This window comes from Caballeronia sp. NK8 (genome assembly GCF_018408855.1).
GTDB lineage: Bacteria > Pseudomonadota > Gammaproteobacteria > Burkholderiales > Burkholderiaceae > Caballeronia.
In genome coordinates this window covers 183,676-209,160 of sequence record NZ_AP024322.1, presented here as the reverse complement: position 1 = coordinate 209,160, position 25,485 = coordinate 183,676, and the positions used below count along the sequence as shown (strand labels likewise).

Genomic DNA, 25,485 nt, shown 5'->3' with positions numbered 1-25,485 from the left:
TACTCGGGGCACTTGGCAATGACGCGTGGTCTTCCGTTGCCTCGCAGCGAAGGAAGACGCACGCTCGGCACGTCAAGCAGCCGGACTGATTTCGACGCGACGGGCTTCCTTCTTGTCAGCGCCGCCCGTGATGGTTTCCGGTTTCTTCAACACAATGCGCTCTTCCGGCACACCCGCTGCCTTCAACGCGTCGCGGACCGCTTGCGCGCGTTTCTTGGCGAGTTCTGCGTTCAGGTCGGCGCCGCCGGTCGCATCCGTGAAGCCGGACAGCGAGAGCTTCGCGTCCGGATGCGCCTTGGCATAGGCAGCGGCGGCTTCCACCGCGCTTTTCGCGTCGGCGGGCAGCGTGTCCTTGCCCGTCTCGAAATAGATGCTGGCGGGCAGGCCGGCGGCTTGCGCCGCGCTGCCTGCGTCGGCGCCCGACGCTGCTGCAGGCGCGCTCGCCTCGGCTGCCGCGGGCGCTGCGCTCGCCGCCGCGGGAGCCGGTGCCGCCGCCGCAGTGCCGCCGCCCTCGGGCATCTTGCCCGCCTTGGCGTCGATCACCTGCTTCGGTTGCAGCAGATCGCCCGTGTGATTGCTCCAGCTATTACGCTCGAACGTGACGACCGATGCGATCTCGACGTCGTTCAGCACGCCTTGCCACGGCGGCATCGCGGCCTTGCCGTGCAGCACGATATTCAGATGGTCGGCGATCGAGCCCTGCGCGATCTTCGAGCCGTCGAGCGCCGGGAACTGGCCCGCGCCCTTGCCGGTCGGCTGGTGGCAGACCGCGCAGTTCGACGTGTAGACCTGCTGGCCGCGCGCCATCAGTTCATCCTTCGTGTAGGTCTTGAGAGGATCGTCAGTGCCTGCGGCCATCTTCTTCTTTTGCGCGTCGACCCACTTCGCGTAATCGTCAGCCGACACCACTTCGACGACCACCGGCATGTACGCGTGCTCCTTGCCGCACAGTTCCGTACAGAAGCCGCGGTACGTGCCCACCTTCTCGGCCTTGAACCAGGTGTCGCGCACGAAGCCCGGAATCGCATCCTGCTTCACGCCGAACGCCGGGACGTACCACGAGTGCACGACGTCATTGGCTGTGGTGATCACGCGGATCTTCTTGTCGACCGGCACGACGAGCGGGTTGTCGACTTCCTGCAGATACAGCGTCGAGATCGGCTTCTGGCCGTTCACTTCGCTGCGCGGCGTGGAGAGCGTGGAGAGGAAGTTGATGCCCTCGCCCGGCCCCTTCACGTAGTCGTAGCCCCACTTCCACTGATAGCCGGTGACCTTGACGGTGAGATCGGCGTTGGAGGTGTCCTTCATCGCGACGACGGCCTTGGTCGCCGGCAGCGCCATCAGAATGACGATGACGAATGGCGCGATCGTCCAGATGATTTCGACGGTGGTGCTTTCGTGGAAGTTGGCCGGCTTGAAGCCTTTCGACTTGCGATGCATGAACATCGAATAGAACATCACCCCGAACACGCCAATGAAGATGACGGTACAGATGATGAGCATGAAGATATGGAGGCCGTAGAGCTCCTCGGCGATCTTCGTCACGGGCGGCTGGAAGTTGATCTCGTTGACAGCGGGACCGCCTGGACTGTTTTCGACCGCCAGGGCAGCGCCGGCGGTGAGCAGTGCGCCTGCCGCCAGCACGCCCGAGAGGGCTCGCTTGATTGTTTTCATAGCATCCTTACCCAAATTTTCCATTCAAACCCTCGACCCCCGTGGCATCTCGCGCCTGCCGGCTCCTCTCAGAGGCGTCGCAGCGACGCCTGTAACTCGGCAGCAAATTGTTTGCGACGATGCTGTGCAAGGTGTTGTCCGATTTTCACCGATTGACCGCGCGATACGATCGTGAGCGGCTCTCTCGGTGTCGCGCCCGCTTCGACCCGCACCCAGCGCGGGTTGAACTCGAACTGCGTCAGCACTTCGGCGTTCATCTGTTCGATCAACAACCGGTTTTGATACAACCGGATTCGCTCGTAGTCGACGGCATGGCGCGCGTAAATCACGAACGCGACACCCACGACCGCCAACTCGACTCCGGTGAACGGCAGCACCAGCCAGGCGCCGTTCAGGAACAGCGACGTTGCGATTGCCAGCGAAATCAACGCAAGCGACAGATAGAAACCCACGAACTGCCGCGGCGATACCGAGCAGTTTCGCTTCATCAGCCAGTCCTTGATGACCGGCTCGGAATCCGTCAGCGTCTGGCTGGCTTGCATCGCTGCCTCCATCGATCCGCACGCATTCACATACTTTTGCTCGGATTTCGCCCAAATTTGTGTCTGCCCGGGCGACAAACTGACGCATTATAGGCGTCTTGAGAGGCATCCACAAGCAAGGGTCGTAACCTCGCAAAGCCAAGCGCCACAAGCTTCTGCGCCTTTTTGACGCACCTTTTTGCGCGCTTTTTCCACGCAAATTTCAGACATAACATCCGCCCTCTTTACCGATTCACCGTTTCGGTTTCGAGCCCCGTCCGATGTCTTCCAGACGCACGATGCCGTGTCCTTCGACTGTCATGCGCGGCACCGCCTTCCATGCGTGGCCGTAGATCACTTCGAAAGTCAGCGGAATCGTGCCGTCGTCGCGGCGCAGCGCTTCCAGTGCGCCGTGCACCGCGCCGCGTAAGGCTTTAGCGTCCGCACGGCCCGCCTCGAACGCGCGCTCGAACGGATACGCGCCCCAGCGCGTCACGTCGGCGAACAGCGTCTCGGGAGACTTGTATGTGATGGTCAGGACTTCCTGATCCATCACCGGAATTTCGAAGCCGCTTTCCACGAGCATGTCGCCGAGATCGTGCATGTCGACGAAGTCGATCGCGTGCGGTTCGGGCATGAGTCCGAGCGTGCGCTCGGCTTCGCGGTACGCGGCCCTGAGCTCGCGCAAGGTATCGGGGCCGAAGGTGCTGAACATCAGCAGACCGTTCACCTTCAGCACGCGCTGCCACTCAGGGAAAACGAGGTCGGGACGCGAATGCCAGTGCAACGCGAGATTCGACCACAACAATTCGAACGCGCCCGCGGCGAACGGCAGCGCGGAAAAGTCCGCCTGCGCGAGTTGCGGGCCACGCGCGCCGAACGCCTTAGCGAGCGTCGACGGGAGAAAACGGCGCCAGCCCGCGCTGTTGTCGGCGTCCGCGGCTTCGGCGGCGCGGGCGCGCGCGAGCATCGCGGACGAAATATCGACACCGGTCACCGACGCCTCTGCAAAGCGTTCCCGCAGACCGCTCAGGTCCGCACCGACGCCGCACGCCGCATCGAGGACGCGCATCGGCGCAACCTTGATGTATTCGAGCCGCTCGCGCATGCGCTGCGCGATTTCGCGCGGCAGGAACGCGACCTCGTCGAAGCTGGCGGCGCGACCGTCGAAGATCTCGCGCAAGTGGCGCGGATCATAGGCCGGACGGCTAGTTTTGGGGGGTGTCGGGGACATGTCGATCTTTTCGCGGAGAGTGCGAAGTATACTCGGTCGTCTCGAAAACAACCCATGCGAAGTGCTGATACGAGGCATAAACGCGCGCTGAGGCGCAACGAATGCGCGTGTTTAGCGCTTCGAGCCGCCATTTTTCCGATCTCGCCGTCATGAACGCCCGTCGCTTTTGTCTTCCATTCCGAACGCCCATGGCAGTGCGCGCTCGCGGAATCGCGTCGGCGCTGAAACGGCTGGCCGGTCATGCGCTGCCGGGCCAGTGCGCGTTATGCGGCAATTTGTCGCAAGAACTATTGTGCGACGCCTGCGACGCGCAGTACTGGAACGAGCCGCGCTTGCGCTGCGCGACGTGCGCGCTGCCTTTGGCGGCATCGCTCATGAGACGCGAGCGCGAAGATTTGCGCGTGCATTGCGCCGCATGTCTTGAGTCGCCGCCCGCGTTCAACGATACCCTCGCGCTCGCCGACTATCGCGCGCCGCTCGATACACTTGCGGTCGAATTGAAATTCCGCGCGCGACTGGCCGCGGGCGAGACATTCGCGCGGCATTTGCATGCGGCGTTCGAGAACAGCGACCTGCCCGAGCCGGACGTGATCGTGCCGGTGCCGCTTTCGCGTGCGCGGCTCATTGCGCGCGGCTACAACCAGGCGTGGGCCATCGCACGCCCGCTTGCGCGCAGGATGGGCGTGCGTGGCGATGCATCGATCGTTACGCGCGCGCGGCATACGTCGGCGCAATCGCGGCTCGATCAGGAAACGCGCCGCCGCAATGTCGCGAGCGCGTTCGCCATCTCGGGCGACGTGCGCGGCAAACATGTCGGCGTCGTCGACGATGTGATGACCTCCGGCGCGACGCTCGACGCCCTCGCGCGAACCCTCAAGCTCTCCGGCGCACGGCGCGTCACGAATTTCGTGGCGCTGCGTACGCCGAAAGACTGATCAACCTACTTTTCAAGCAATCCATGTTCAACGTCGTACTCGTCGAACCAGAAATTCCGCCCAACACCGGCAACGTGATCCGCCTGTGCGCGAACACGGGTGCGCGGCTGCATCTGATCGAGCCGCTCGGCTTCCCCCTCGACGACGCGAAGCTGCGGCGCGCCGGCCTCGACTATCACGAGTACGCCGAAATGAACGTGCATGCGAACTGGGATGCCTTCATCGCGAAGGAAGCGCCGGATGCCGCGCGCATGTTCGCGTTCACGACACGCGGCTCGACGCCGTTCTTCGATCACGCGTTCCAGCCCGGCGACTGGTTCGTGTTCGGCGCGGAGACGCGCGGGCTTGCGCCGGAGTTGCTGGAACATTTCCCGACCGCACAGCGCGTGCGCCTGCCGATGCGTCCCGGCAATCGCAGCCTGAATCTCTCTAATACGGTGGCAATCGTGACGTTCGAGGCGTGGCGTCAGGCGGGCTTCGAAGGCGGCGCCTGAGCATCGAGCTCGGCTCGATAGAGCGCGAGCATGTCGTCCTGGAAGCATGCGAAGACGACACGCTGCACGACGGGCGTCGAAGGCAGGGTTTCGATGACCGTGCGAACCGCGATCTTCACGGCTTGCTCATGCGGAAAGTGATAGATGCCGCAACTGATGGCGGGAAACGCGATCGATACGCAGCCGGCTTCCTGAGCGAGTTCGAGCGAGCGCCGATAGCAACGCGCGAGCAGTTCCGGCTCGTTTCTGCCGCCGCCGCTCCAGCGCGGACCGACCGCGTGGATCACGTGCTTCGCGGGCAGATCATGGCCGCCGGTGATCTTCGCGTCGCCGGTTTCGCAGCCCCCGAGCGTCTCGCATTCGCGCAGCAGACCTTTGCCCGCCTTGCGATGAATCGCGCCGTCGACCCCGCCGCCGCCGAGCAGCGACTGGTTCGCCGCATTGACGATGGCATCGACTTCGAGCGTGGTGATATCGACGATTTGCGCTTCCAGCTGAACCATCGCCCACCTCCGATTCGACGACGCGCTTACTCGGCCTTCGCGTCCCGGCTGAGCAACGCCTGAACCGCATCGCGCGGCGTCACATTTTCGAACAGCACGCGGCACACCGCCTGCGTGATCGGCACATCGATGCCACGCGCCTGCGCGATGCCGAGCACGGCGCGCGCGCAACGCACGCCTTCCGCGACATGGCCGAGCGCCGCGAGAATCTCGTCGAGCGTGCGTCCGCTCGCGAGCTGCATGCCGACGGTGCGGTTGCGCGACAGATCGCCCGTTGCGGTGAGAATGAGATCGCCCAGCCCGGTCAGCCCGGTGAACGTCTCGGCGCGGCCGCCGAGCGCGACGCCCAGCCGCGACATCTCCGCGAGCCCGCGCGTGATCAGCGCCGCGCGCGCGTTCAGTCCGAGGCCGAGGCCATCGGAAATGCCCGTCGCGATGGCGAGCACGTTCTTCACCGCGCCGCCCACTTCGACGCCGATCACGTCGTCGCCGGTATAGATTCGCATCGCGCCGTGATGAAACGCCGCCACGGTGCGCGCCCCCAGTTCCGCCGATGCGCTCGCGACCGTCAGCGCGACCGGCAGGCCGCGCCCCACTTCGCGCGCGAAGCTCGGGCCCGACAGCGTGCCGTTGCTGCGATGCCCGGGCAATTCCGCCGCGACGACTTCATTGGGCAGACACTGCGTGTCCGCCTCGAAGCCTTTGCAGAGCCAGACGATGTGCGCCGGCACGACGCCGGCCTGCCGCATCGCACCGCACAGCGCGCGCAAACCGGCGACGGGCGTCGCGACGACGCACAATGCGTCGTCCGCCGATGCGTGCTGCAGCGCGGCGGTGAAATCCGCCTCGTATTCGAGCGCATGCGGCAACGCCACGCCTGCGAGATAGCGCGTGTTTTCGTGCGTGCGGGAAAGGGATTCGATGAGCGCGGCGTCGCGCGCCCAGAGCTTCGTGTCGTGCCGGGTCGCGAGGTGGCCCGCAAGTGCGGTGCCCCACGCGCCGGCGCCGAGAACGGCTACTTTCATGCTCGGCTCCGGTCCGGCAGAGTCAGAGCGTTAGTGCGTCGCGCCGTTCGCCGCGCCTTCCTGGGCGCCTGCGAGCTGGGCGATGCGCTGCTCGTACAGCGCCTGGAAGTTGATTTCCGCGAGGTGGATCGGCGGAAAACCGGCGCGCGTGATCGCGTCCGCGATATTCGAGCGCAGGTACGGGAACAGAATGGTCGGGCACGCGATGCCGACGAGCGGATCGATTTGTTCAGCCGGGATATTGCGGATATCGAAGATGCCTGCCTGCTTCGCTTCGATCAGGAACGCGACCTTGCCCGCGACCTTCGCCGTGACAGTGCCCGTAACCAGCACTTCGAAGACGCTTTCGGCGAGGCGGTCCGCCTTCACGTCGACTTCCACTTCGACCGACGGCATTTCCTGTTCGAGGAAGATCGCGGGCGAGTTCGGCTGCTCGAGCGACATGTCCTTCAGGTAAATGCGCTGGATGTTGAAAAACGGCTGGTTGTTATCGTCGGACATAGTGATTTCCTGAGTAAATCGAGGTGCGGCGCGCGCAGTTCACGTTGAGGCGCGCGCCGCAAGTGTATCTTCAGACGGATTCGAGCAGTGGCACGAGGCCGCCCTTGCGGTCGAGCGCCGACAGATCGTCGTAGCCGCCGACATGGGTTTCGCCGATGTAGACCTGCGGCACGGTGCGCCGTCCGGTGCGCGTCATCATTTCCTCGCGCCGGCCCGGTTCACGGTCGATCAGGATCTTCTCGATCGCGTCGACCCCGCGGGACTTTAAAAGACGTTCGGCCATCTGGCAATACGGGCACACGACCGTGCTGTACATCACGACTTTCTTCACTTGACTGCTCCTTGTTTCACCACCGGCATGCCTGCCTTTTGCCAGGCGTCTACTCCGCCTTGCAAAACGTGGACCTCGGCGTAACCCGCCTCGGCCACGGTGCGGCTCGCGCGCTGCGATTCCTGACCGGTTTGGCATACAAGCACGACCGGATTGCTCTTATTCTTCGCGATCTGGCCGATTTTTGCAGGAAGCTCCGTCAGTTCGATGTTCCGTGCCGACGGCAGATGACCCTTCGCGAATTCCGCCGCCGGCCGTAGATCGACGACCACGGCGTTGCGCCGGTTGATGAGCGTGGTGGCTTCGGCGGCGGAAATGCCGCCGCGCCCGCGCCGCGTGATGGCGGGCCACAGGAGCAGCGCGCCGGAAACGAGCGCGATGACGATAAGTGCGATATTCGTGTAATCAGTGAAAAACTTCACGTCGAGGGCCGCCGAAATTTAGTAGGAAAGGAAGAAAGGGAAATGAGGGCAATCGCGGCATTATAAAATAACCGTTTCCCGCGATGGCCTCTGCCGTCCGGCCGATGGCGGCACCCCGCCAGCACGCGCAGGATGACAGGGTGCGATCGGCACACCCGCTTTTCCAACTGACCGACCGACATCATGTACAAGCTAGTGCTCATCCGCCACGGCGAATCGACGTGGAACAAGGAAAATCGCTTCACCGGCTGGGTCGACGTTGACCTGACCGAACAGGGCAACCGCGAGGCGCGTCAGGCCGGCGTGCTGCTGAAGGAAGCCGGCTATAAATTCGACATCGCCTACACGTCGGTGCTCAAGCGCGCGATCCGCACGCTGTGGCACGTGCAGGACGAGATGGACCAGATGTACATCCCGGTCGTGCATTCGTGGCGCCTGAACGAGCGCCACTACGGCGCGCTTGCGGGTCTCAACAAGGCCGAAACGGCGAAGAAGTACGGCGACGATCAGGTGCTCGTCTGGCGCCGCAGCTACGACACGCCGCCGCCCGCGCTCGAACCGGGCGACGAACGCGCGTCCTTCAACGATCCGCGCTACGCGAAGGTGCCGCGCGAGCAGTTGCCGCTGACCGAATGCCTGAAGGACACCGTCGCGCGCGTGCTGCCGGTCTGGAACGAATCGATCGCACCGGCCATCAAGTCGGGCAAGCAGGTCGTGATTTCGGCGCACGGCAACTCGATCCGCGCGCTCGTGAAGTATCTGGACAATATCTCCGACCAGGACATCGTCGGCTTGAACGTCCCGAACGGCGTGCCGCTCGTGTATGAACTCGACGAAAACCTGAAGCCCATCAAGCATTACTACCTGGGCGATCCTGAAGCCATCGCGGCGGCGCAGGCCGCTGTCGCCAAGCAGGGCAAGGCGGGCTGACGCCCCGTCGCGGGCCGGGCGAGGTCCGGTCCGCGATCCGATTCGTGTGTCCGGAGCACCGCATCAAAGTGCGCTGGACGCATATGACGCGCGGCTGACGGCTGGCCGGCGGCATCGACAGATTCTCGTTGAAACGTGCGCAACCCTACGCTGCGAGGTATCAACGCCTCAGGCATTTAAGTTGCGTTTAAGTCGTCAATCAAGACGAGCAGGTATACTGGCCCGTCACCTACGATGCAGCCCATACGCTTCCGACCGCACTCTCTATGCGAAAGAACCTGAAAAATTTCGGCCTGGTCGCCGCAGGCGTTGCTGCCGGCGTACTCGCAACTCTGCAGATTTCCGCATCCGCACAGCAATCCACCACCACGCCGTTGCCGCTCGAACAATTGCGGCTTTTCGCCGAGGTTTTCGGGCAAATCAAGCACGAATACGTCGAACCGGTCGACGATAAAAAGCTCCTCACCGCCGCCATCAAGGGCATGGTGTCGAGCCTCGACCCGCACTCGTCGTATCTCGACAAGACCGATTACGAAGAACTGCAGGAGCAGACCAAGGGTCGCTTCGCGGGTCTCGGCATCGAAATCTCGTCGGAAGACGGGCTCATCAAGGTGATTTCGCCGATCGAAGACACGCCGGCGTTCCGCGCCGGCATCCGTCCGGGCGACCTCATCACGCGCATCAACGACAAGCCGGTGCGCGGCATGACGCTCGACAAGGCCGTCAAGCAGATGCGCGGCGAACCGGGCACCAAGGTCACGCTCACGATCTTCCGCAAGAGCGACGACCGCACCTTCCCGCTCACCGTCACGCGCGCCGTGATCCGCGTGCAGTCGGTGAAGATGAAGGTGCCGGAGCCGGGCTACGGCTATATTCGCATCACGAGCTTCCAGGAGCGCACGGTGCCTGATCTCGCCGCGAAGCTGCAGGATCTCGCGCGCCAGCAACCGAACCTGAAGGGTCTCGTGCTCGATCTGCGCAACAACGGCGGCGGGCTGCTGCAAAGCGCGGTCGGCGTCGCGGGCGCGTTCCTGCCGGATAACTCGGTGGTCGTGTCGACCAATGGGCAAATCGCGGACGCGAAGCAGACTTTCCGCGACACCTACGACAACTACCGTTTGCCGTCCTTCGATTCCGATCCGCTGAAGAGCGTGCCGGAAATCTTCAAGAAGGTGCCGATGGTCGTACTGACCAACGCGTACTCGGCGTCGGCCTCGGAAATCGTCGCGGGCGCGCTGCAGGATCATCATCGCGCGCTGATCGTCGGCAAGACGACCTTCGGCAAGGGCTCGGTGCAGACCGTGCGCCCGATGACCGCCGACTCCGCGCTGCGCCTGACGACGGCTTATTACTACACGCCGAGCGGCAAGTCGATCCAGAACCAGGGCGTGCGTCCTGACGTTCCGGTCGATCAATACGCGGACGGCGATCCGGACGACGCGCTCGTCACGCGCGAAGTGGACTACTCGAACCACCTCGCCAACACGCAGGACCCGAACGAGAAGAAGGAGCAGGAGGCGCGCGAGGCGGATCGCCTGGAGCAACTGCGCATTCTCGAAGAGCAGAACGACAAGAAGACGCCCGAGCAGCGCCGCAAGGATCGCGAGCGCAAGCCGGTCGAGTTCGGCAGCGCGGACGACTTCATGCTCCAGCAGGGTTTGAACAAGCTCGAAGGCAAGCAGGTCGTCGAATCGAAGTCGTACAGCGAACGCAAGCTCGCGCAGAACAAGCCGCCGCGTTCGGCGTCGGCACCGGTCGTGGCGCCTCCGGCGTTGCCGGCCACGCCGGGTTCCGCGCCGGCGTCGGGCGCGCAGCCGGCTTCGTCGCCGACCGCGCAGCAGCAGTCGAAGTAATCTTCCTGTAGTCCTGCAAAAGGCTTCGCAACGTGACGTTGCGAAGCCTTTTCTCTTTTGCGCGCTTAGAATGCTTCGTTCGAGCAAGCCGATTCTTTCCGCGATGAACGACGATCAACTCCTCCGCTATTCCCGCCATATCCTCGTCGATGAAATCGGCATCGAGGCGCAGCAGCGCTTTCTCGACGCGCACGCGATCATCATCGGCGCGGGCGGCCTCGGCGCACCCGCGGCGATGTATCTCGCGGCGGCGGGCGTCGGCAGGATCACGCTGGTGGACGCCGATACCGTCGATCTCACGAATCTGCAGCGGCAGATTGTGCATATGACGCGAGCAGTCGGCACGCTCAAGGTGGAATCGGCGCGTGAGACCTTGAACGCGCTGAATCCCGGTGTCGGCGTCATCGCGGTGAACGCCCGCGCCGACGCGGCATGGCTCGACGCCAACGTGCCGGGCGCGTCCGTCGTGCTCGATTGCAGCGACAACTTCGCGACGCGCCATGCGATCAACGCGACCTGCGTCGCGCACGGCGTGCCGCTCGTGTCGGGCGCGGCCTTGCGCTTCGATGGACAGATCAGCACCTTCGATTTCCGTTCGGCGGATTCGCCTTGCTATGCGTGCGTGTTTCCGCCAGATCAGCCGTTCGAGGAAGTCGCGTGCTCCACGATGGGCGTGTTCGCGCCGACCGTCGGCATCATCGGCGCGATGCAGGCGGCAGAGGCGCTGCGCGTGATCGGCGGCTTCGGCGAAACGCTCGCGGGCCGGCTGATGATGCTCGACTCGCTGCGCATGGAGTGGAACACGATGAAGATCGCGCGGCAGAAGGATTGCCCGGTCTGCGGAAACGCGAAGTTGCAGGAAGCGGCGCGTTAATTAGGTCACGTCCTAACCTGCCTTCCGGACGATCCACTTAAGCTGTCCGATCCTCCCGCAACCCAGGATCGGTCGTCACTTGAGCATCGTCACTTCGTCGGCAAGCACGCAGCGTGGACTCACACAGAGCGCGTTCGTGCGGCCATCGCTTCCTGCACTCGCCGGACCGGAAGGCATCCTCTACGATTTCAACTACGGTTGCCGTGTGCAGGTACCGGTCGACGGCTGGCGCGTCCGCATGGTCGACCTGGACACCTTCAGCCAGGTTTTCGACGAGCCTGTCGAAGCCCATTCGATGATCACGAGCCGGCGCAAATATTTCGTGCGCTTCGAGCTTCAAGTGTTCGACGGCGAGCGCCTCGTTTTTCGTCATGCGTACGACGCGCGCGGCCGCAACGTTCTGATCCGTCCGTCGGGCACGGCGCTCGGCGACACGCTCGCGTGGATGCCGGCCATCGAAGCCTTCCGGTTGCAGGAGCAGTGCCAAGTTCATGTCGTGCTACCCGCGCATCTGCAATCGCTATTCGTGAAGGGCTACCCGGCGATTCGCTTCGTGTTGCCCGAATCCGCCGATTCACCCGATGAACCGTTCTACGCTACTTACCATCTCGGATTTTTCTCGCCGTACACCGATCGCGATCACCAGCCGACCGATCCGCGAGTGAGCAGCCTGCAGGACGCAGCCGCTTATCTGCTCGGCGTGCCGTGCGAGGAGCGGCGGCCGAACATCGTCGTTGCGGCGTCGGCGCGGGACGTGGCCGAGCGCTACGTCTGCATCGCGACGCAATCGACGGCGCAGTGCAAGTACTGGAATAACCCGCGTGGCTGGCGGGTGTTGATCGATCATCTGAAAGCACGCGGATATCGCGTGCTTTGCATCGATCAGCATCGCGAGTACGGCGCCGGTGGCGTCCTCAACACGATGCCGGAAGGCTGCGAGGACTTCACCGGCAATCGTCCGCTAGAAGAGCGGGTGAACTTGCTTCGTCACGCGGATTTTTTCGTGGGACTGAGCAGCGGACTGTCCTGGCTCGCGTGGGCGGCGGGCACGCCCGTAGTGATGATCAGCGGCTTTACTCATCCGCATACCGAATTCCGCTCGCCGTATCGTGTGATCAACTTCCACACGTGCAACAGTTGTTTCAACGATACGACCTGCGATTTCGACGACCGAGACTTTCTGTGGTGTCCGCGCCGCCGCGACAAGCCCGGGCGCTTTCAATGCAGCTCGGCGATCTCACCGGAGCAGGTCATCGCTCAGGTGGAACGGCTGATCGCCGATCATCGGCTGGTCTAAATCTTCTGCAACGCAGCCAACGCAGCCTGCAACTCCGCAGGCTCATAAGCCGCAAGCACATCCGCGACCGGCTTTTCGAAAGCCTTCAGATTGGAACGCAAAATCTCCTGCTTAACGACAAGCAACTGACTCGGATGCATCGAGAATTCAGTCAGCCCAAGCCCAAGCAGTAGACGCGTGACGGCGGGGTCTCCCGCCATTTCCCCACACACCGACACCGGCACACCCGCGCGCTTCGCCTCGCGCAGCGTGAAGGCGATCAGATTCAGCACCGCCGGATGAAGCGGATCGTAGAGATGCGCGACCGAGTTGTCCGCGCGATCGATCGCGAGCGTGTATTGGATCAGATCGTTCGTACCGATCGACAGAAAATCGAGCCGGCTCAGAAACAGCCGCACCGCGATGGCCGCCGCGGGAATCTCGATCATCGCGCCGACCTGAACCTGCCGGTCATACGCGACGCCCTCTTCGTCAAGCTGACGCTTCGCCTCGCGGATCAGATCGAGCGTCTGGTCGATCTCCTGCGCGTGCGCGAGCATCGGAATCAGGATCTTGGTCGGGCCGAACGCCGACGCGCGCAAGATCGCGCGCAGTTGCGTGATGAACATCTGCGGCTCCGACAGGCTCCAGCGGATCGCGCGCAGGCCCAGCGCCGGGTTGGGCGCGGTCTCGTAGCCATCGCCGCCGCTCATCGAATCGAGCGGCTTGTCGGCGCCGACGTCGATCGTGCGGATCGTCACCGGCTTGCCGTTCATCAGTTCGACCGCGCGCTTGTACGCCTCGAATTGCTCCTCTTCCTCCGGCAACTGATCCTTGTGGTTCATGAAGAGGAATTCGGTACGAAACAGACCGACGCCCATCGCGCCCGCTTCGACGGCGGCCTGCGCGTCGTCCGGCAACTCGATGTTCGCGCACAGCTCGATCTTCGTGCCGCAAAGCGTCTGCGTCGGCGAGAACTTCAGGCGCTGCAGCTTGCGCTGTTCGAGCACCTTCTCGCTTTGCCGATACGAATACTCTTCGAGGACGATCGGCGCCGGATCGACGATCACGATGCCATGATCCCCGTCGACGATGATGAGATCGTTCTGGCGAATCAGCGCGCTCGCCTGCTGCACGCCCACCGACGCCGGAATGCCGAGACTGCGCGCGACGATCGCGGTATGCGAGGTGCGCCCGCCCAGATCGGTGACGAAACCCTTGAACGCCTGCGTCTTGAACTGGAGCATGTCCGCCGGCGCGATGTCGTGCGCGACGACGATCATCTCGTTGTGGCCGTTGCTCTCGGCCGTGTGAACGACGAGCGATGCGGCAGTCGGCGCGCCCGCGAGCGCTTTCAGAAGACGCTCGACGACCTGCTCGACGTCGGCCTTGCGTTCGCGCAGGTATTCGTCTTCGATCTCGTCGAAATAGCCGCCGAGGATTTCCAGTTGTTCGGTAAGCGCCCACTCGACGTTGTAACGGCGCGTGCGGATGAGATCGATGACCTCCTGCACGAGCATGGCGTCGTTCAGGATCATCGTGTGGACGTTGATGAACGCGCTCATTTCGCTGGGCGCGTCGGCGGACAGGTCTTCGCGCAGCGCTTCCAGCTCGGCGAGCACGCCCGCCTGCGCCGCGTGAAACCGGGCGATTTCCGCGTCGATCTGATCCGGTTCGATCAGGTAATGGTCTACGTCGAGCGCTGCCGGCGCGATCAGATACGCGCGCCCGATGGCGATGCCGCGTGAGACGGGAATTCCATGCAGCGTGAAGGACACGCGCACCTCCTCTAGTTTTGATTGTCCGCGGCCGCTCAAGCCCCCTCGGCGGGCGCAAACCGCGCGTCCATTATAAATTCGAATGTCGTGGCAAGTCCCCCCACACATTGTTGCGTGAGGGACAAGACAGTTGCGCGCAATCAGAGAAATGCGCGGCGCGGACGCAAAAAAGCCGCGTCGATGCGCGGCTCTTCATGTGCTCGATACGACGAAGCGCTTACTGCCCTTCTCCGAACTTGTCGGCGATCAATGCGAGGATCGCCTGCATCGCTTCGGTTTCGTCGGCGCCTTCGGTTTCGATCGTTACCGTGCTGCCGATGCCCGCCGCCAGCATCATCACGCCCATGATGCTTTTCGCGTTGATCCGGCGACCGTTGCGGCTCATCCAGATCTCGCATTGAAAGTTGCCCGCCAGTTGCGTGAGCTTCGCGGATGCGCGTGCGTGGAGCCCCAGCTTGTTCACGATTGTTGTTTCTTGTTGCAGCATGATGCTCCGGAACGCTAGATGGATGAATTGAGCGGCGTCAGTGGCTGGCGGCCTTGGCGCTGACGAGATCGGCGCTCGCCGAGCATGCCGGGTCCGGCGAGCCGGCCGCCTTCGTCGCGAGGGCGCAGGGATTGAGCGGCGTGGACGAATCCAGTTCCTGGATGCCCTTCGAGCCGCCCTGCAGGATCTTTTCAGTGAGCGTGTCGAGCGGCGTCGCGCGATAGCAGACGGCGCGCACCAGCATCGGCAGATTGCAGCCGGCGAGCACGCGCACGTCGGTGTCGTGCAGGCTCGCCGCGATATTCGCGGGTGTCGCGCCGAATACGTCGGTCAGCACGATTGCGCCGTTGTCTTCCTTCAGACGATCGATTTCCGAGCGCGCGAACGCGCGGACTTCGACGGGATCGCAGTCGGGCGACACATCGATGACGCCGATGCGCGCCGGAAGACCGCCGTAGATATGAGCCACGCACTCGCGTAGCGCGGTGGCGAAAGGTGCGTGCGCGATAATCAGGATGCCAGCCATGTCAGGTATTGCCCCAGCACAATTTAGCGACAAAAGTCGGACGATAACGTCCGTTCGCTCGAATGCGCGCGAGCGGCGCGGAACACAACTCTAAAGTGGATGCGGTTCGGGCGGATATCAACCGCCTTCCGCTTCCATGACTCCCAGCCTGCGCCTCGATGCTTAAACGCGCTTTAAGACGCGATCGCACCCCAAAACGACAGGCGACGGAAAATCAATTGTAACAGTCCCGTCGAGGTGAGTTTGGCGCGCTGCCCGCGCCCGTTCCGTGCGCCGGCAGACTCAGTGCGCCGCGCGTTCGAGCGCGTCGATGAACATGCCCGCGACGTCGAAGCCGGTCTGATCCATGATTTCGCGGAAACACGTCGGGCTCGTGACATTGACTTCGGTCAGATAGTCGCCGATCGCATCCAGCCCGGCCAGCAACAGGCCGCGCGCCTGAAGCACCGGCCCGAGCGTCTCGGCGATTTCGCGATCGCGCGCCGACAGCGGCTGCGCGCGGCCAAGCCCGCCCGCCGCGAGATTGCCGCGCACTTCGCTGCCCTGCGGAATGCGCGCGAGCGAGTACGGCACGGGCTGCCCGCCGATCACGAGAATGCGCTTGTCGCCGTCCGTGATCTCGGGGATGAACTTCTGCGCCATCACCGTGCGTGCGCCGTCTTCTGACAACATCTCGACGATCGAGCCGAGATTCATGCCGTCCGCCTTCACGCGGAACACGCCCATGCCGCCCATGCCGTCGAGCGGCTTGAGAATGACGTCGCCATGTTCGGCGTGGAAAGCGCGCAGACGCGCGGCGTCGCGCGTGACGAGCGTCGGCGTGACGAACTGCGGCCATTCCGCGATGGCCAGCTTCTCCGAGTGATCGCGGATCGCCTGCGGCTTGTTGAAGACGCGCGCGCCGTTGCGCTCGGCGATTTCCAGCAGCCAGGTTGAATTCACGTATTCGAGGTCGAACGGCGGGTCCTTGCGCATCAGCACGGCGTCGAAATGCGTGAGCGGCAGATGCTCGGCCTGCTCGGCCGCGTACCACGGCCAGCGGTCGCTGTTCGCCTCGTCGCCGACAATCGCGATGCGCCGCACGCCCGCCTCGACGCTCGCGCCCGTCCACGCGAGATGCTGCGGCTCGCACGCGTAGAGCACGTGGCCGCGCCGCGCGGCTTCGGCCATCATCGCGTAGGTCGTGTCCTTGTAGATCTTGAAGCGATCGAGCGGGTCGGCGATAAAGAGGATGTTCATGGGAATTCGCTAGTTCGGTGCGCGGCCTGCGAGCTTACCGCAAGCCGCCATTTCGCACTTGATCACACCTGAATGGCTTCCGGATCGGTCTTCTCGAGTTCGACCGATGCCGCCAGCAGCCCGAGCCGCGCCACCACGCCATACATGTAGAAGCGGTTCGGCGGCGCCGCGCCGGGTTTCGCGTGGGTATCGGGCAGCGCGGTGTGCTCGAAGCCGAGCGGCACGAAATGCATGCCCGGCGCGTTGAGATTCTGGTCGCGCTCGCGGGACTCGTGCACGCGATAAAAACCGCCGACCACATACCGGTCGATCATATACACCACTGGCTCCGCGACCGCGTTCTCCACACGCTCGAAGGTATGCACGCCTTCCTGAACGATCACGTCGTGGACTTGCAGCCCTTCCTTCGCGTCGTTCATCTTCGTGCGTTCGCGCTTGGTCAGCGCCGCGACTTCGCTCGCGTCGTGCACCGTCATCACGCCCTTGCCGTAGGTGCCGGCGTCGGCCTTGATGACCACATACGGACGCTCGCTGATGCCGTACTCGCGATACTTCTTCGCGATCTTCTTCAGCACGCCGTCGATGGCCTCGGTGAGTGCTTCCTCGCCGGTGCGCGCCTCGTAATCCACGCCTTCGACGTGCGCGAAGTACGGATTCACCATCCACGGATCGATCTCGACCAGCTTCGAGAACTTCTTCGCGACGTCGTCATAGCAGGAGAAATGCGTCGACTTGCGGCGCACCGCCCAGCCCGCGTGCAGCGGCGGCAGCAGATACTGTTCGTGCAGATTTTCCAGCACGGGCGGAATGCCGGCCGAAAGATCGTTGTTGAGCAGGATCGAGCAGGGATCGAAATTCTTCAGGCCGAGTCGCCGCGGCGTGCGTTCGAGCGGTTCCAGCACAATCTTCTGGCCATCTGCGAGCGCGATGGTCACGGGGCCGTGGATGTTCTCGTCGAGCGTGCCGAAGCGGATATTGAGTCCGGCCTGACGCATGATCAGCGCGAGCCGCGCGACGTTCTCGAGATAGAACGCGTTGCGCGTGTGGCGCTCCGGAATGACGAGCAGATTCTTCGCGTCGGGGCAGATTTTCTCGATCGACGCCATCGCTGCCTGCACCGCGAGCGGCAGCACTTCCTGCGGCAGATTGTTGAAGCCGCCGGGAAAGAGATTGGTGTCGACCGGCGCGAGCTTGAACCCCGCGTTGCGCAGATCGACGGAACAGTAAAACGGCGGCGTGTGCTCTTGCCATTCGAGCCGGAACCACCGCTCGATGGAAGGCATGGCCTCGAGGATCTTCCGCTCGAGATCGAGCAGCGGGCCATTCAACGCCGTTACCAGGTGGGGAACCATTGATTACTCGCGAGCTTTGCATGGGACCAGTGCAAGCGCGAGCGCCTGTCCTGGTCGACACAGGGGAGGGAAAGATTGTAGAGCAATTGCTTTGCCTAATTGGGTATGAACCGCCAATTGACAAGGTTTCCCGGCCTTGGCCGCGCGCTGCGTTCGACGAAAACCCGACGAAAAACGCAGAAAACGCCACAGCCAAAAAAAGGCCCGCCGTGAAGGCGGGCCAAGTCGCTGCGCTCGTTCTGTCGCGCCGGACCGGTGCGCCTCGCGGCGACCGGTTGCGGCGCAATGCTCATTCGACGTGCTCGCCGTGCAGCGTGACGTCGAGACCTTCGCGTTCCTGTTCTTCCGTGACGCGCAGGCCCATGGTCATGTCGATGATCTTCAGCAACACGAAGCTGACGACGCCGCTGTAGACCAGCGTGACGAGCACGCCCTTCGCCTGCACGAGCACGCTGCCGTCGAAACCGCCGATATCCTTCACCGCGAACACGCCCGTCAGCAGCGCGCCGATGATCCCGCCCACGCCGTGCACGCCGAACGCATCGAGCGAGTCGTCGTAGTTGAACTTGTGCTTGAGCCAGGTCGCCGACCAGAAGCAGACCACGCCCGCGACGATGCCGATCACGATCGCGCCCGTCACGCCGACGAAGCCCGAAGCCGGCGTCACCGCCACCAGACCCGCGACCGCGCCCGAGATGATGCCGAGCACCGACGGCTTGCCCTTCGTGATCCACTCCGCGAACATCCAGCCGAATGCGGCGAAGGCGGTGGCGATCTGCGTCGTGAGCATCGCGAAGCCGGCGCGGCCGTCAGCCGCGACTGCCGAACCCGCGTTGAAGCCGAACCAGCCCACCCACAGCATCGATGCGCCGATCAGCGAGAGCACGAGGTTGTGCGGTGCCATCACTTCGCGACCGTAGCCGACGCGCTTGCCGAGCACCAGACAGCACATCAGGCCCGCGATACCGGCGTTGATGTGAACCACCGTGCCGCCCGCGAAGTCGAGCACGCCAGCCGATGCGAGCCAGCCGGTCGGTTCCCAGACCATGTGCGCGACCGGCGAGTAGACCAGCAGCGACCACAGCGTCATGAACACGAGCATCGCCGAGAACTTCATGCGGTCGGCGAATGCGCCGGTGATGAGCGCGGGCGTGATGATCGCGAAGGTCAGCTGGAACGCGAAGTAGACCGACTCGGGAATGGTCGTGGCGAGGTGGCTCACGGTGAGCGTAGTCGCCTTGTCGCCCTTGATGTAGGCCATGCCGTGCAGGAACACGCGCGAGAAGCCGCCGATGAACGAGCCACCCGGCGTGAACGCGATGCTGTAGCCCACGACGGTCCAGAGAATCGTCACGAGACAGCAGATCGCGAAGCTCTGCATCACCGTGGCGAGCACGTTCTTCTTGCGCACCATGCCGGCGTAGAAGAGCGCGAGACCCGGGATCGTCATGAAGAGCACGAGGGCGACCGAGGTCAGCATCCAGGCGGTGTCGCCCGAGCTGATCTTGGACGAATCGACCATGACGGGCTCGGTCGGCGCGGCCGGCGCTGCATCCGACGCGCCCGACGCTGCCGCTGCCGCCGATGCGGCATCGGCAGACGAAGCCGACGCCGTGTTGGCGGAAGCCGGTGCACTTGCGGCGGTCTCGGACGACGCGGGTGCCGAGGCAGCGGCCGGAGCGGACGCATCCTGGGCGAGAGCGGTGCCGACATTCGCGCCGATCAGCGCGCCCGCCACCAACAGTGACATCAAAAAGTTACGCATTCTTCTGGTTCCTCTTATCGCCAATTTCTTGTTAGAGCGCGTCGGCGCCGGTCTCGCCGGTGCGGATGCGAATGACCTGTTCGATTGCGGTGACGAAAATCTTTCCGTCGCCGATCTTCCCCGTGCGCGCTGCGCGTTCCACGGCTTCGATCGCCTGATCGACGATGTCGTCGGAAACGGCCGCTTCGATCTTCACTTTCGGCAGGAAGTCGACGACGTACTCCGCGCCCCGATAAAGCTCGGTATGCCCTTTCTGTCGGCCGAAGCCTTTCACCTCGGTCACGGTGATGCCCGAGACGCCGATGGCCGACAGCGCTTCGCGCGCTTCGTCCAGCTTGAACGGCTTGATGATTGCGGTAATGAGCTTCATGTATGCCTCGCTGTGGTGTGCTGATCCTTCGTTGCGTTCTAAAGCGGGTGCGCTGGGTTTAACCGCCACGTCCGCCCTTGCCGGGCCGCTCAGAGAAGCGTGCAGAAAAGGTCCGCGCCACTTATGCAACTCGTATGCCATGCGAGTGTTCATGCGGGATTGGGCGGTTTACGGAAACCTTCCGTCGAAAGGGTAGGCCGAACGGCCAACGTGCGCCGCGCGTGCTGGCGCCGGGGTGTGTTCGTTGCTAGAGTGGTCGCAAGGTCCCGCAAAAAGGGGCATGGGCGGACAACGCGAGGGCGCGGCAGCGCTAAAATCGCGGCGCCTCGAAGGTGCTCCGAGGCGCGCTAGCGTAGTTGGCGGCGCGCACCAATTTCGAACATTCGATAATTCGGGGCACTGACCTAACAATGAATGCACTTTTTTAGTGCAAGAAGGGAGAAACGATGAAGCAGCCCAACGACGTTTTCAACGATCTGCAGCAGAAGATGAGCGATCTCTTCAAGAACTCGCCTGCGAAAGACGTCGAAAAAAACATGAAGGCGATGCTTTCGCAGGGCTTCTCGAAGCTGGATCTCGTGACGCGCGAGGAATTCGACACGCAGACGCAAGTGCTCGTGCGAACGCGCGCCCGTCTGGAAGAACTCGAAAAGCGTGTCGCGCAACTGGAGCAGCGTCTCGCGAATGGCGCGGGCGCCTCCTCCGCCCAGGACTGACGCGCCAGAACCGTCCTACTGCATACCTCGGCTAGCGAGCCGTGAGTTTCTAGTTCCATTGCCGGCGCGGTCATTGCGCCGTTTCAGGTGAAATCATGTCGCTTGCCGTGGTACGCAGCCGCGCGCCCGCTCCTGGGCGCGCGCCCGAAGTCGTCGTCGAAGTTCATCTCGCCAACGGGTTGCCGTCGTTCTCGATCGTCGGCCTGCCTGATCTCGAAGTCCGCGAAAGCCGGGAGCGCGTGCGCGCCGCGCTGCAGAACTGCGGCTTCGACTTTCCCGTCCGCAGAATCACCGTCAATCTCGCGCCCGCCGATCTGCCGAAGGAATCCGGGCGCTTCGATCTGCCGATCGCGCTCGGCATACTCGCCGCGAGTGGGCAGATTCCGGCTGAAGCGCTGGAGCATCGCGAGTTCGCGGGGGAGCTTTCGCTGACCGGCGCGCTGCGCCCGATGCGCGGCGCCTTCGCGATGGTCTGCGGCGCGGCTCGCCATTACGCATCGATGCGCGATGCAGACACCCGCATTCCGGAAATCTACGTGCCGCTCGCGAGCGCGCCGGAGGCCGCGCTGGTGCCGGGCATCGACGTGTTCGGCGCGGCGGACCTGCGGGCGCTCTGCGCGCATTTGAACGGCGTGCCCGACGCGCGGCTCCGGCCTGTGCACGCCGTGCCGCTTCCCACGGCCGCCGCGCCGTTCGCCGATCTCGCCGATGTCATCGGCCATCCCGCCGCGCGGCGCGCGCTGGAAGTCGCGGCGGCGGGCGGTCATCATCTGCTGATGGTCGGTCCGCCCGGCGCGGGCAAGTCCATGCTCGCCGCGCGCCTGCCTGGCCTGCTTCCGCCGATGAACGACGACGAAGCTCTCACGTCCGCCGCGATTCTCTCGGCGAGTTCGATCGGCTTCACGCCCGAGCAATGGCGGCGCAGGCCGTTTCGCGCGCCGCATCACTCGTCGAGCGCGGCGGCGCTCGTCGGCGGGCGCAATCCGCCGCAGCCCGGAGAAATTACTCTGGCGCATCTCGGCGTGCTGTTTCTCGACGAACTTCCCGAATTCGACCGCAAAGTGCTCGAAACCCTGCGCGAGCCGCTCGAAGTCGGGCAGATCACCATCTCGCGCGCCGCGCAGCAAGCCGACTTTCCGGCCGCGTGCCAGCTCGTCGCGGCGATGAACCCGTGTCCGTGCGGCTGGCGTGGCGATCCGAGCGGACGCTGCCGCTGCTCGCCCGATGTCGCCGCGCGCTATCTGCGCAAATTGTCCGGGCCGTTGATGGATCGCATCGACATTCAGATCGAGTTGCCGGCGCTCTCGCCTGCGGAACTGTCGGCGCGAGACGCGCGGCGCGGCGAGTCGAGCGCCGTGGTCGCGGCGCGCGTCGCGGCGGCGCGGGACGTTCAGACGCGGCGTCAGGGCAAGACCAATCGCGAGCTGGATGGCCGCGAAGCCGATCAGGTCTGCCGTCCCGATGCCGCAGGCGAAGCATTGTTGCGCACGTCGGGCGAACGCTTCGGCTGGTCGGCGCGCGCGTACTACCGCGTGCTGAAAGTCGTGCGGACGATCGCGGATCTCGCCGGCGCCGAGATGCCCGAGGCCGCCCACGTCGCCGAGGCGGTGCAGTATCGGCGCGTGCTGGCGGCCGCCTGAAGGCGATCCGGCGAAACTGGCCCGAGCCCTGCTAGTGGAAAACTGCTTGTCAAGACTTGACTTATGCACACTGAAGCGATCCGGGCCGCATTTTCCTCCGATCAAACCCCTGATTCGCGCTCATTTCGCAGACCATTGATTTTATTGAATTATTTAACTTGCCGCGAACGCAGGCAAAGTAACGTAAACCGCATCAATTGGGCTTTTGGGCGCTAGCGCACACTCTTTTCCACACAGTTATCCACAGACATTGTGGATAGCGGAAAAAGTCCATATGAATCCGTGGATTAGCGCGTAAACTTACGAAGGAACTTTGCTTTTCTTACACAGCCTAAGGGCCTTGTTAAGTCAGTGCTCGCAGAATTCGAAGGCTTCCTCTAAAACAGTTTGAAGGACGTAAAGAACTGGTCGGCCTGCTCCCGGGGCGGCGGCTTGTCAGACACGATCACAAGCTGATAAACATGCGCGCCGCGCGCGACGAACCGCGCATGGATCGTTCGCGCTTCGCGCTTCTCTCCGCTTTCTCCCTTCACTTCGATCTCGCTGCCGAGCACGCGACCGCCCGCCGCCAGTTCGATTTGCGTCGCGCGCGCGGATGGCGTCGCGTTCACGTTGCGCGCGAGGCCTTGCTGAAGAAAGTCGAGCGTCGCGCGCTGCAATGCCGGATCGGCGCTCGGCAATACCACGGCGCCGACGGCGAACACCGCATCGCCGGCTTCGGCGGTCTGCATACGCATGGTCATCGGCTGGCCGGCGATTTCGATTTTCCGTTCGTTCGCGCGCGGCTTCGCGGGCAATGTCACTTCGTAGCCGTCGTCGTTGTTCATCACCGTGCGCCAGTCATACGACGGCGTGCACGCGAGCAACGCGGCGCATGCGACAGATCCGCACAGCAATCGCGCGGGCGAAGCAATCATCGGAAGAAAGCGCGCGGCCGCGCGCCCAAAGCAGACAGGAACCACAGATAAAACTCGCTTCATGACGAATCGCAGCGTGAAAACCATCATTATCGCGCTGCAATGCCGGACCTATCGGCGCGTCACGAACTCATCCCGAAATTGGCGCTAGAATACGCAGCAGTCTCCGCCGTTTGCGGGAGAGCAATCCGAGGTTTCACATGTCCCAAGCCACGCAAGACACATCCACGCGCGCCAAGAGCCCGCTGCGCTATATCGTGATGGCGCTCGTCGCGGGCGTGATCGCCTGTACCGGGTATTTCGCCTTCGGCGGCCAGCAGAAAGTGCCGGACGCGACCTTCACGCTGCTCTCGGGGCAGAAGATATCCACGTCCGGCGATCTGAAAGGCAAGGTCTATCTCGTCAACTTCTGGGCGACGAGCTGCGAGACCTGCATGAAGGAAATGCCGCAGATGATCGACACGTACAACAAGTTCAAGGGCCGCGGCCTGGAATTCGTCGCGGTAGCGATGAACTACGACGCGCCGATGTACGTCAGCAATTACGCGCAGACGCGCAACCTGCCCTTCAAGGTCGCGATGGACGACGGCAGCGCGGCGAAGCAGTTCGGCAACGTGCAACTGACGCCGACGACCTTCGTCATCGACAAGAACGGGAAGATTTTGAAGCGCTATGTCGGCGAGCCGACGTTCGCGGAGCTGGACCAACTGCTCGACAAGGCGCTCGGTTCGGCCTGAGCGCTTTCGACACCGACACGAAGCCCGCTGGCGACAACCAGCGGGCTTTTTTATCGCTCGGACGAATCGCCCTTCACGACGATTCCATAGCGCTTGATCTTCTCGTACAGCGTCGCCTTGCCGAGTTGCAGCCGATCCGCCGCCACCGCGACCGCGCCGCCGCACTGCTCCAGCGCTTCTGAAATTACCGCGCGCTCGAATAGCTCGGTGCGCTCCTTGAGCGATTGCGTCGAGGTATCGAGCAACGCGGCGCCGCCGTCATCGACGATGCCGAGCACCATGCGGTCCGCCGCGTTGCGCAGTTCGCGCACATTGCCGGGCCAGTCGCGCTGCATCAGTTCCGCGCGCTGTCGATCCGTGATGAGCGGCGCGGGCCGCTCGTAGCGCACGGCGGCATCGAGCAGAAAGTGCTCGAAGAGCGGCACGACATCTTCACGGCGCTCGTTGAGCGGCGGCAGCGTGATCGTCACCACGTTCAGCCGGTACAACAAATCGCGACGGAACGTGCCATCGGCGACGTGCTCGTTCATGTCGCCCTTGGCGGCCGCGACGACGCGCAGATTCGCGCGCACCGGCTGATTCGAGCCGAGCCGCTCCAGCACGCCGTCCTGAAGCACGCGCAGCAGTTTCACCTGAAGCGAGAGCGGCATGCTTTCGATTTCATCGAGAAAGAGCGTGCCGCCCGATGCGTGCTCCAGCTTGCCGACGCGCCGTTTCTGCGCGCCGGTGAACGCGCCGGCCTCGTAGCCGAACATCTCCGATTCGAACATCTGCTCCGGCAGCGCGCCGCAATTCACCGCGATGAACGGCTTGTCGCGACGCGGCGACATTTCATGCAGGCTACGCGCGATCAGCTCCTTGCCCGCGCCGGTATCGCCGTTGATGAGCACGGAGGCATCCGTCGGCGCGATGTTCGCGATCAGCCGGCGCACCTGTTCGATCGCCGGACTGCGCCCGATGATGCGGCTTTGTCCCGCCAGTTCGCGCCGCAGCGCCTGATTTTCGAGCACCAGCGATCTGCGCTCCAGCGCGCGACGCACCGCTTCGATCAGCCGTTCGGACGCGAACGGCTTCTCGATGAAGTCATACGCGCCATCGCGCATCGCCTGCACGGCCATGGAGATGTCGCCGTGGCCGGTGACGAGAAGCACCGGCACTTCCGGCGCGCGTTCGCGGCATTGTGCGAGCAGATCGAGGCCGCTCGCGCCGGGCAGGCGGATATCGCTCACGATCACGCCGGGGAAACTCGCGTCGATCGCGCGCGCGGCCGATTCGACGCTGCCGTGGCCGGTCACGTCGAAACCCGCGAGCTGCAGGCTCTGCACGCTCGCCCGGCGCACGAGTTCGTCGTCTTCGATAAAGATCACCTGCAAACCGGTGGTCAT

The 25,485-nt window shown here is 63.7% G+C and carries 27 protein-coding genes; 10 read left to right on the top strand and 17 right to left on the bottom strand.

The annotated features are described in order from the left end of the window. Nucleotides 1-72 precede the first annotated feature (72 nt). The 3 genes from coxB to NK8_RS01015 all read right to left on the bottom strand — a co-directional run bounded on the left by coxB (nucleotide 73) and on the right by NK8_RS01015 (nucleotide 3,429). Entirely contained in the window at nucleotides 73-1,698 is a 1,626-nt protein-coding gene (gene coxB / locus NK8_RS01025) for a cytochrome c oxidase subunit II (RefSeq protein ID WP_162064762.1), read from the bottom strand. 44 nt (nucleotides 1,699-1,742) lie between these two features. Continuing rightward, nucleotides 1,743-2,216, bottom strand: a complete 474-nt coding sequence (locus NK8_RS01020) for a DUF2244 domain-containing protein (protein ID WP_061172676.1) — start codon at nucleotides 2,214-2,216, stop codon at nucleotides 1,743-1,745. A gap of 232 nt (nucleotides 2,217-2,448) precedes the next feature. Beyond that, nucleotides 2,449-3,429 (bottom strand): methyltransferase domain-containing protein, encoded by a 981-nt coding sequence (locus NK8_RS01015; protein WP_213226875.1) that lies wholly within the window; start codon nucleotides 3,427-3,429, stop codon nucleotides 2,449-2,451. A gap of 188 nt (nucleotides 3,430-3,617) precedes the next feature. Between NK8_RS01015 and NK8_RS01010 the strand changes: the two genes are divergently transcribed. Then, on the top strand, nucleotides 3,618-4,364 hold the full coding sequence (locus tag NK8_RS01010; RefSeq protein WP_225936184.1) for a ComF family protein: 747 nt from the start codon (nucleotides 3,618-3,620) through the stop codon (nucleotides 4,362-4,364). Nucleotides 4,365-4,387: 23 nt separating this feature from the next. Further along, nucleotides 4,388-4,858: a tRNA (uridine(34)/cytosine(34)/5-carboxymethylaminomethyluridine(34)-2'-O)-methyltransferase TrmL gene (trmL, locus tag NK8_RS01005; protein ID WP_061172673.1), complete on the top strand. Its 471-nt coding sequence runs from the start codon at nucleotides 4,388-4,390 to the stop codon at nucleotides 4,856-4,858. Here the strand turns inward: trmL and NK8_RS01000 are convergent. The 5 genes from NK8_RS01000 to NK8_RS00980 form a co-directional block, all read right to left on the bottom strand. Then, on the bottom strand, nucleotides 4,831-5,361 hold the full coding sequence (locus NK8_RS01000) for an O-acetyl-ADP-ribose deacetylase (RefSeq protein ID WP_213226873.1): 531 nt from the start codon (nucleotides 5,359-5,361) through the stop codon (nucleotides 4,831-4,833). The genes trmL and NK8_RS01000 overlap by 28 nt on opposite strands. Before the next feature lie 26 nt (nucleotides 5,362-5,387). After that, nucleotides 5,388-6,386, bottom strand: coding sequence for an NAD(P)H-dependent glycerol-3-phosphate dehydrogenase (locus NK8_RS00995; RefSeq protein ID WP_213226872.1), 999 nt, complete (start codon nucleotides 6,384-6,386; stop codon nucleotides 5,388-5,390). A 30-nt stretch (nucleotides 6,387-6,416) separates the two neighbouring features. Continuing rightward, nucleotides 6,417-6,887 (bottom strand): protein-export chaperone SecB, encoded by a 471-nt coding sequence (gene secB, locus NK8_RS00990; protein WP_061172670.1) that lies wholly within the window; start codon nucleotides 6,885-6,887, stop codon nucleotides 6,417-6,419. 70 nt (nucleotides 6,888-6,957) lie between these two features. Next, entirely contained in the window at nucleotides 6,958-7,218 is a 261-nt protein-coding gene (grxC, locus tag NK8_RS00985; RefSeq protein WP_061172669.1) for a glutaredoxin 3, read from the bottom strand. Then, nucleotides 7,215-7,640 carry a rhodanese-like domain-containing protein gene (locus NK8_RS00980; protein ID WP_162064755.1) on the bottom strand — a complete coding sequence of 142 codons (426 nt, stop codon included), beginning with the start codon at nucleotides 7,638-7,640 and terminating at the stop codon, nucleotides 7,215-7,217. The genes grxC and NK8_RS00980 overlap by 4 nt, the downstream gene beginning before the upstream one ends. Nucleotides 7,641-7,823: 183 nt before the next feature. Between NK8_RS00980 and gpmA the strand changes: the two genes are divergently transcribed. From gpmA to NK8_RS00960, 4 genes are all read left to right on the top strand, one after another. After that, on the top strand, nucleotides 7,824-8,570 hold the full coding sequence (gene gpmA, locus NK8_RS00975) for a 2,3-diphosphoglycerate-dependent phosphoglycerate mutase (protein WP_213226871.1): 747 nt from the start codon (nucleotides 7,824-7,826) through the stop codon (nucleotides 8,568-8,570). 266 nt (nucleotides 8,571-8,836) lie between these two features. Then, on the top strand, nucleotides 8,837-10,423 hold the full coding sequence (locus tag NK8_RS00970) for a S41 family peptidase (RefSeq protein WP_162064753.1): 1,587 nt from the start codon (nucleotides 8,837-8,839) through the stop codon (nucleotides 10,421-10,423). A gap of 103 nt (nucleotides 10,424-10,526) precedes the next feature. Further along, on the top strand, nucleotides 10,527-11,297 hold the full coding sequence (locus NK8_RS00965; RefSeq protein WP_213226870.1) for a molybdopterin-synthase adenylyltransferase MoeB: 771 nt from the start codon (nucleotides 10,527-10,529) through the stop codon (nucleotides 11,295-11,297). A 79-nt stretch (nucleotides 11,298-11,376) separates the two neighbouring features. Then, nucleotides 11,377-12,594: an autotransporter strand-loop-strand O-heptosyltransferase gene (locus NK8_RS00960; RefSeq protein ID WP_213226869.1), complete on the top strand. Its 1,218-nt coding sequence runs from the start codon at nucleotides 11,377-11,379 to the stop codon at nucleotides 12,592-12,594. Here NK8_RS00960 and ptsP read toward each other — a convergent pair. The 7 genes from ptsP to NK8_RS00925 all read right to left on the bottom strand — a co-directional run bounded on the left by ptsP (nucleotide 12,591) and on the right by NK8_RS00925 (nucleotide 20,090). Then, nucleotides 12,591-14,351, bottom strand: a complete 1,761-nt coding sequence (gene ptsP / locus NK8_RS00955) for a phosphoenolpyruvate--protein phosphotransferase (RefSeq protein WP_174257973.1) — start codon at nucleotides 14,349-14,351, stop codon at nucleotides 12,591-12,593. The genes NK8_RS00960 and ptsP overlap by 4 nt on opposite strands. 217 nt (nucleotides 14,352-14,568) lie before the next feature. Beyond that, nucleotides 14,569-14,838: an HPr family phosphocarrier protein gene (locus tag NK8_RS00950; protein ID WP_086966002.1), complete on the bottom strand. Its 270-nt coding sequence runs from the start codon at nucleotides 14,836-14,838 to the stop codon at nucleotides 14,569-14,571. 37 nt (nucleotides 14,839-14,875) lie between these two features. Beyond that, nucleotides 14,876-15,364 carry a PTS sugar transporter subunit IIA gene (locus NK8_RS00945; RefSeq protein WP_035497527.1) on the bottom strand — a complete coding sequence of 163 codons (489 nt, stop codon included), beginning with the start codon at nucleotides 15,362-15,364 and terminating at the stop codon, nucleotides 14,876-14,878. Between the two features lie 282 nt (nucleotides 15,365-15,646). Next, nucleotides 15,647-16,603, bottom strand: a complete 957-nt coding sequence (gene gshB / locus NK8_RS00940; RefSeq protein WP_162064751.1) for a glutathione synthase — start codon at nucleotides 16,601-16,603, stop codon at nucleotides 15,647-15,649. Between the two features lie 62 nt (nucleotides 16,604-16,665). Further along, the gene (gene gshA / locus NK8_RS00935; RefSeq protein WP_162064750.1) at nucleotides 16,666-17,955 is read right to left on the bottom strand and encodes a glutamate--cysteine ligase; all 1,290 of its coding nucleotides are present in this window, start codon (nucleotides 17,953-17,955) and stop codon (nucleotides 16,666-16,668) included. 289 nt (nucleotides 17,956-18,244) lie between these two features. Further along, nucleotides 18,245-19,720, bottom strand: a complete 1,476-nt coding sequence (locus NK8_RS00930) for an ammonium transporter (protein ID WP_213226868.1) — start codon at nucleotides 19,718-19,720, stop codon at nucleotides 18,245-18,247. A 31-nt stretch (nucleotides 19,721-19,751) separates the two neighbouring features. Then, nucleotides 19,752-20,090, bottom strand: coding sequence for a P-II family nitrogen regulator (locus NK8_RS00925; RefSeq protein ID WP_014190273.1), 339 nt, complete (start codon nucleotides 20,088-20,090; stop codon nucleotides 19,752-19,754). 446 nt (nucleotides 20,091-20,536) lie between these two features. Here NK8_RS00925 and NK8_RS00920 point away from each other — a divergent pair, with 446 nt between their 5' ends. Together NK8_RS00920 and NK8_RS00915 are read left to right on the top strand one after the other, a co-directional pair. Continuing rightward, a complete protein-coding gene (locus tag NK8_RS00920) occupies nucleotides 20,537-20,806 on the top strand; it encodes an accessory factor UbiK family protein (protein WP_162064748.1) in 270 nt (89 codons plus the stop codon). Between the two features lie 95 nt (nucleotides 20,807-20,901). Beyond that, nucleotides 20,902-22,446, top strand: coding sequence for a YifB family Mg chelatase-like AAA ATPase (locus NK8_RS00915; RefSeq protein WP_213226867.1), 1,545 nt, complete (start codon nucleotides 20,902-20,904; stop codon nucleotides 22,444-22,446). 377 nt (nucleotides 22,447-22,823) lie between these two features. Here the strand turns inward: NK8_RS00915 and NK8_RS00910 are convergent, their stop codons facing one another. Continuing rightward, on the bottom strand, nucleotides 22,824-23,273 hold the full coding sequence (locus NK8_RS00910) for a hypothetical protein (protein ID WP_367657777.1): 450 nt from the start codon (nucleotides 23,271-23,273) through the stop codon (nucleotides 22,824-22,826). Here NK8_RS00910 and NK8_RS00905 point away from each other — a divergent pair. Both NK8_RS00905 and NK8_RS00900 read left to right on the top strand, forming a co-directional pair. Next, nucleotides 23,266-23,514, top strand: a complete 249-nt coding sequence (locus NK8_RS00905) for a hypothetical protein (RefSeq protein WP_213228674.1) — start codon at nucleotides 23,266-23,268, stop codon at nucleotides 23,512-23,514. The two genes, NK8_RS00910 and NK8_RS00905, sit on opposite strands and share 8 nt — an antisense overlap. A 49-nt stretch (nucleotides 23,515-23,563) precedes the next feature. Next, the gene (locus tag NK8_RS00900) at nucleotides 23,564-24,100 is read left to right on the top strand and encodes a peroxiredoxin (protein ID WP_106856947.1); all 537 of its coding nucleotides are present in this window, start codon (nucleotides 23,564-23,566) and stop codon (nucleotides 24,098-24,100) included. A gap of 50 nt (nucleotides 24,101-24,150) precedes the next feature. Here NK8_RS00900 and NK8_RS00895 read toward each other — a convergent pair whose 3' ends face one another. Continuing rightward, on the bottom strand, nucleotides 24,151-25,485 hold the full coding sequence (locus NK8_RS00895; RefSeq protein ID WP_213226866.1) for a sigma-54 dependent transcriptional regulator: 1,335 nt from the start codon (nucleotides 25,483-25,485) through the stop codon (nucleotides 24,151-24,153).

Excerpts from the sequence above, each read along its gene's own strand:
- coxB (WP_162064762.1), bottom strand. The coding sequence starts at position 1,698 with ATGGAAAATTTGGGTAAGGATGCTATGAAAACAATCAAGCGAGCCCTC.
- NK8_RS01020 (WP_061172676.1), bottom strand. The coding sequence starts at position 2,216 with ATGCAAGCCAGCCAGACGCTGACGGATTCCGAGCCGGTCATCAAGGAC.
- NK8_RS01015 (WP_213226875.1), bottom strand. The coding sequence starts at position 3,429 with ATGTCCCCGACACCCCCCAAAACTAGCCGTCCGGCCTATGATCCGCGC.
- NK8_RS01010 (WP_225936184.1), top strand. The coding sequence starts at position 3,618 with ATGGCAGTGCGCGCTCGCGGAATCGCGTCGGCGCTGAAACGGCTGGCC.
- trmL (WP_061172673.1), top strand. The coding sequence starts at position 4,388 with ATGTTCAACGTCGTACTCGTCGAACCAGAAATTCCGCCCAACACCGGC.
- NK8_RS01000 (WP_213226873.1), bottom strand. The coding sequence starts at position 5,361 with ATGGTTCAGCTGGAAGCGCAAATCGTCGATATCACCACGCTCGAAGTC.
- NK8_RS00995 (WP_213226872.1), bottom strand. The coding sequence starts at position 6,386 with ATGAAAGTAGCCGTTCTCGGCGCCGGCGCGTGGGGCACCGCACTTGCG.
- secB (WP_061172670.1), bottom strand. The coding sequence starts at position 6,887 with ATGTCCGACGATAACAACCAGCCGTTTTTCAACATCCAGCGCATTTAC.
- gpmA (WP_213226871.1), top strand. The coding sequence starts at position 7,824 with ATGTACAAGCTAGTGCTCATCCGCCACGGCGAATCGACGTGGAACAAG.
- NK8_RS00970 (WP_162064753.1), top strand. The coding sequence starts at position 8,837 with ATGCGAAAGAACCTGAAAAATTTCGGCCTGGTCGCCGCAGGCGTTGCT.
- NK8_RS00965 (WP_213226870.1), top strand. The coding sequence starts at position 10,527 with ATGAACGACGATCAACTCCTCCGCTATTCCCGCCATATCCTCGTCGAT.
- NK8_RS00950 (WP_086966002.1), bottom strand. The coding sequence starts at position 14,838 with ATGCTGCAACAAGAAACAACAATCGTGAACAAGCTGGGGCTCCACGCA.
- NK8_RS00945 (WP_035497527.1), bottom strand. The coding sequence starts at position 15,364 with ATGGCTGGCATCCTGATTATCGCGCACGCACCTTTCGCCACCGCGCTA.
- gshB (WP_162064751.1), bottom strand. The coding sequence starts at position 16,603 with ATGAACATCCTCTTTATCGCCGACCCGCTCGATCGCTTCAAGATCTAC.
- gshA (WP_162064750.1), bottom strand. The coding sequence starts at position 17,955 with ATGGTTCCCCACCTGGTAACGGCGTTGAATGGCCCGCTGCTCGATCTC.
- NK8_RS00930 (WP_213226868.1), bottom strand. The coding sequence starts at position 19,720 with ATGCGTAACTTTTTGATGTCACTGTTGGTGGCGGGCGCGCTGATCGGC.
- NK8_RS00925 (WP_014190273.1), bottom strand. The coding sequence starts at position 20,090 with ATGAAGCTCATTACCGCAATCATCAAGCCGTTCAAGCTGGACGAAGCG.
- NK8_RS00920 (WP_162064748.1), top strand. The coding sequence starts at position 20,537 with ATGAAGCAGCCCAACGACGTTTTCAACGATCTGCAGCAGAAGATGAGC.
- NK8_RS00915 (WP_213226867.1), top strand. The coding sequence starts at position 20,902 with ATGTCGCTTGCCGTGGTACGCAGCCGCGCGCCCGCTCCTGGGCGCGCG.
- NK8_RS00910 (WP_367657777.1), bottom strand. The coding sequence starts at position 23,273 with ATGAACAACGACGACGGCTACGAAGTGACATTGCCCGCGAAGCCGCGC.
- NK8_RS00900 (WP_106856947.1), top strand. The coding sequence starts at position 23,564 with ATGTCCCAAGCCACGCAAGACACATCCACGCGCGCCAAGAGCCCGCTG.
- NK8_RS00895 (WP_213226866.1), bottom strand. The coding sequence starts at position 25,485 with ATGACCACCGGTTTGCAGGTGATCTTTATCGAAGACGACGAACTCGTG.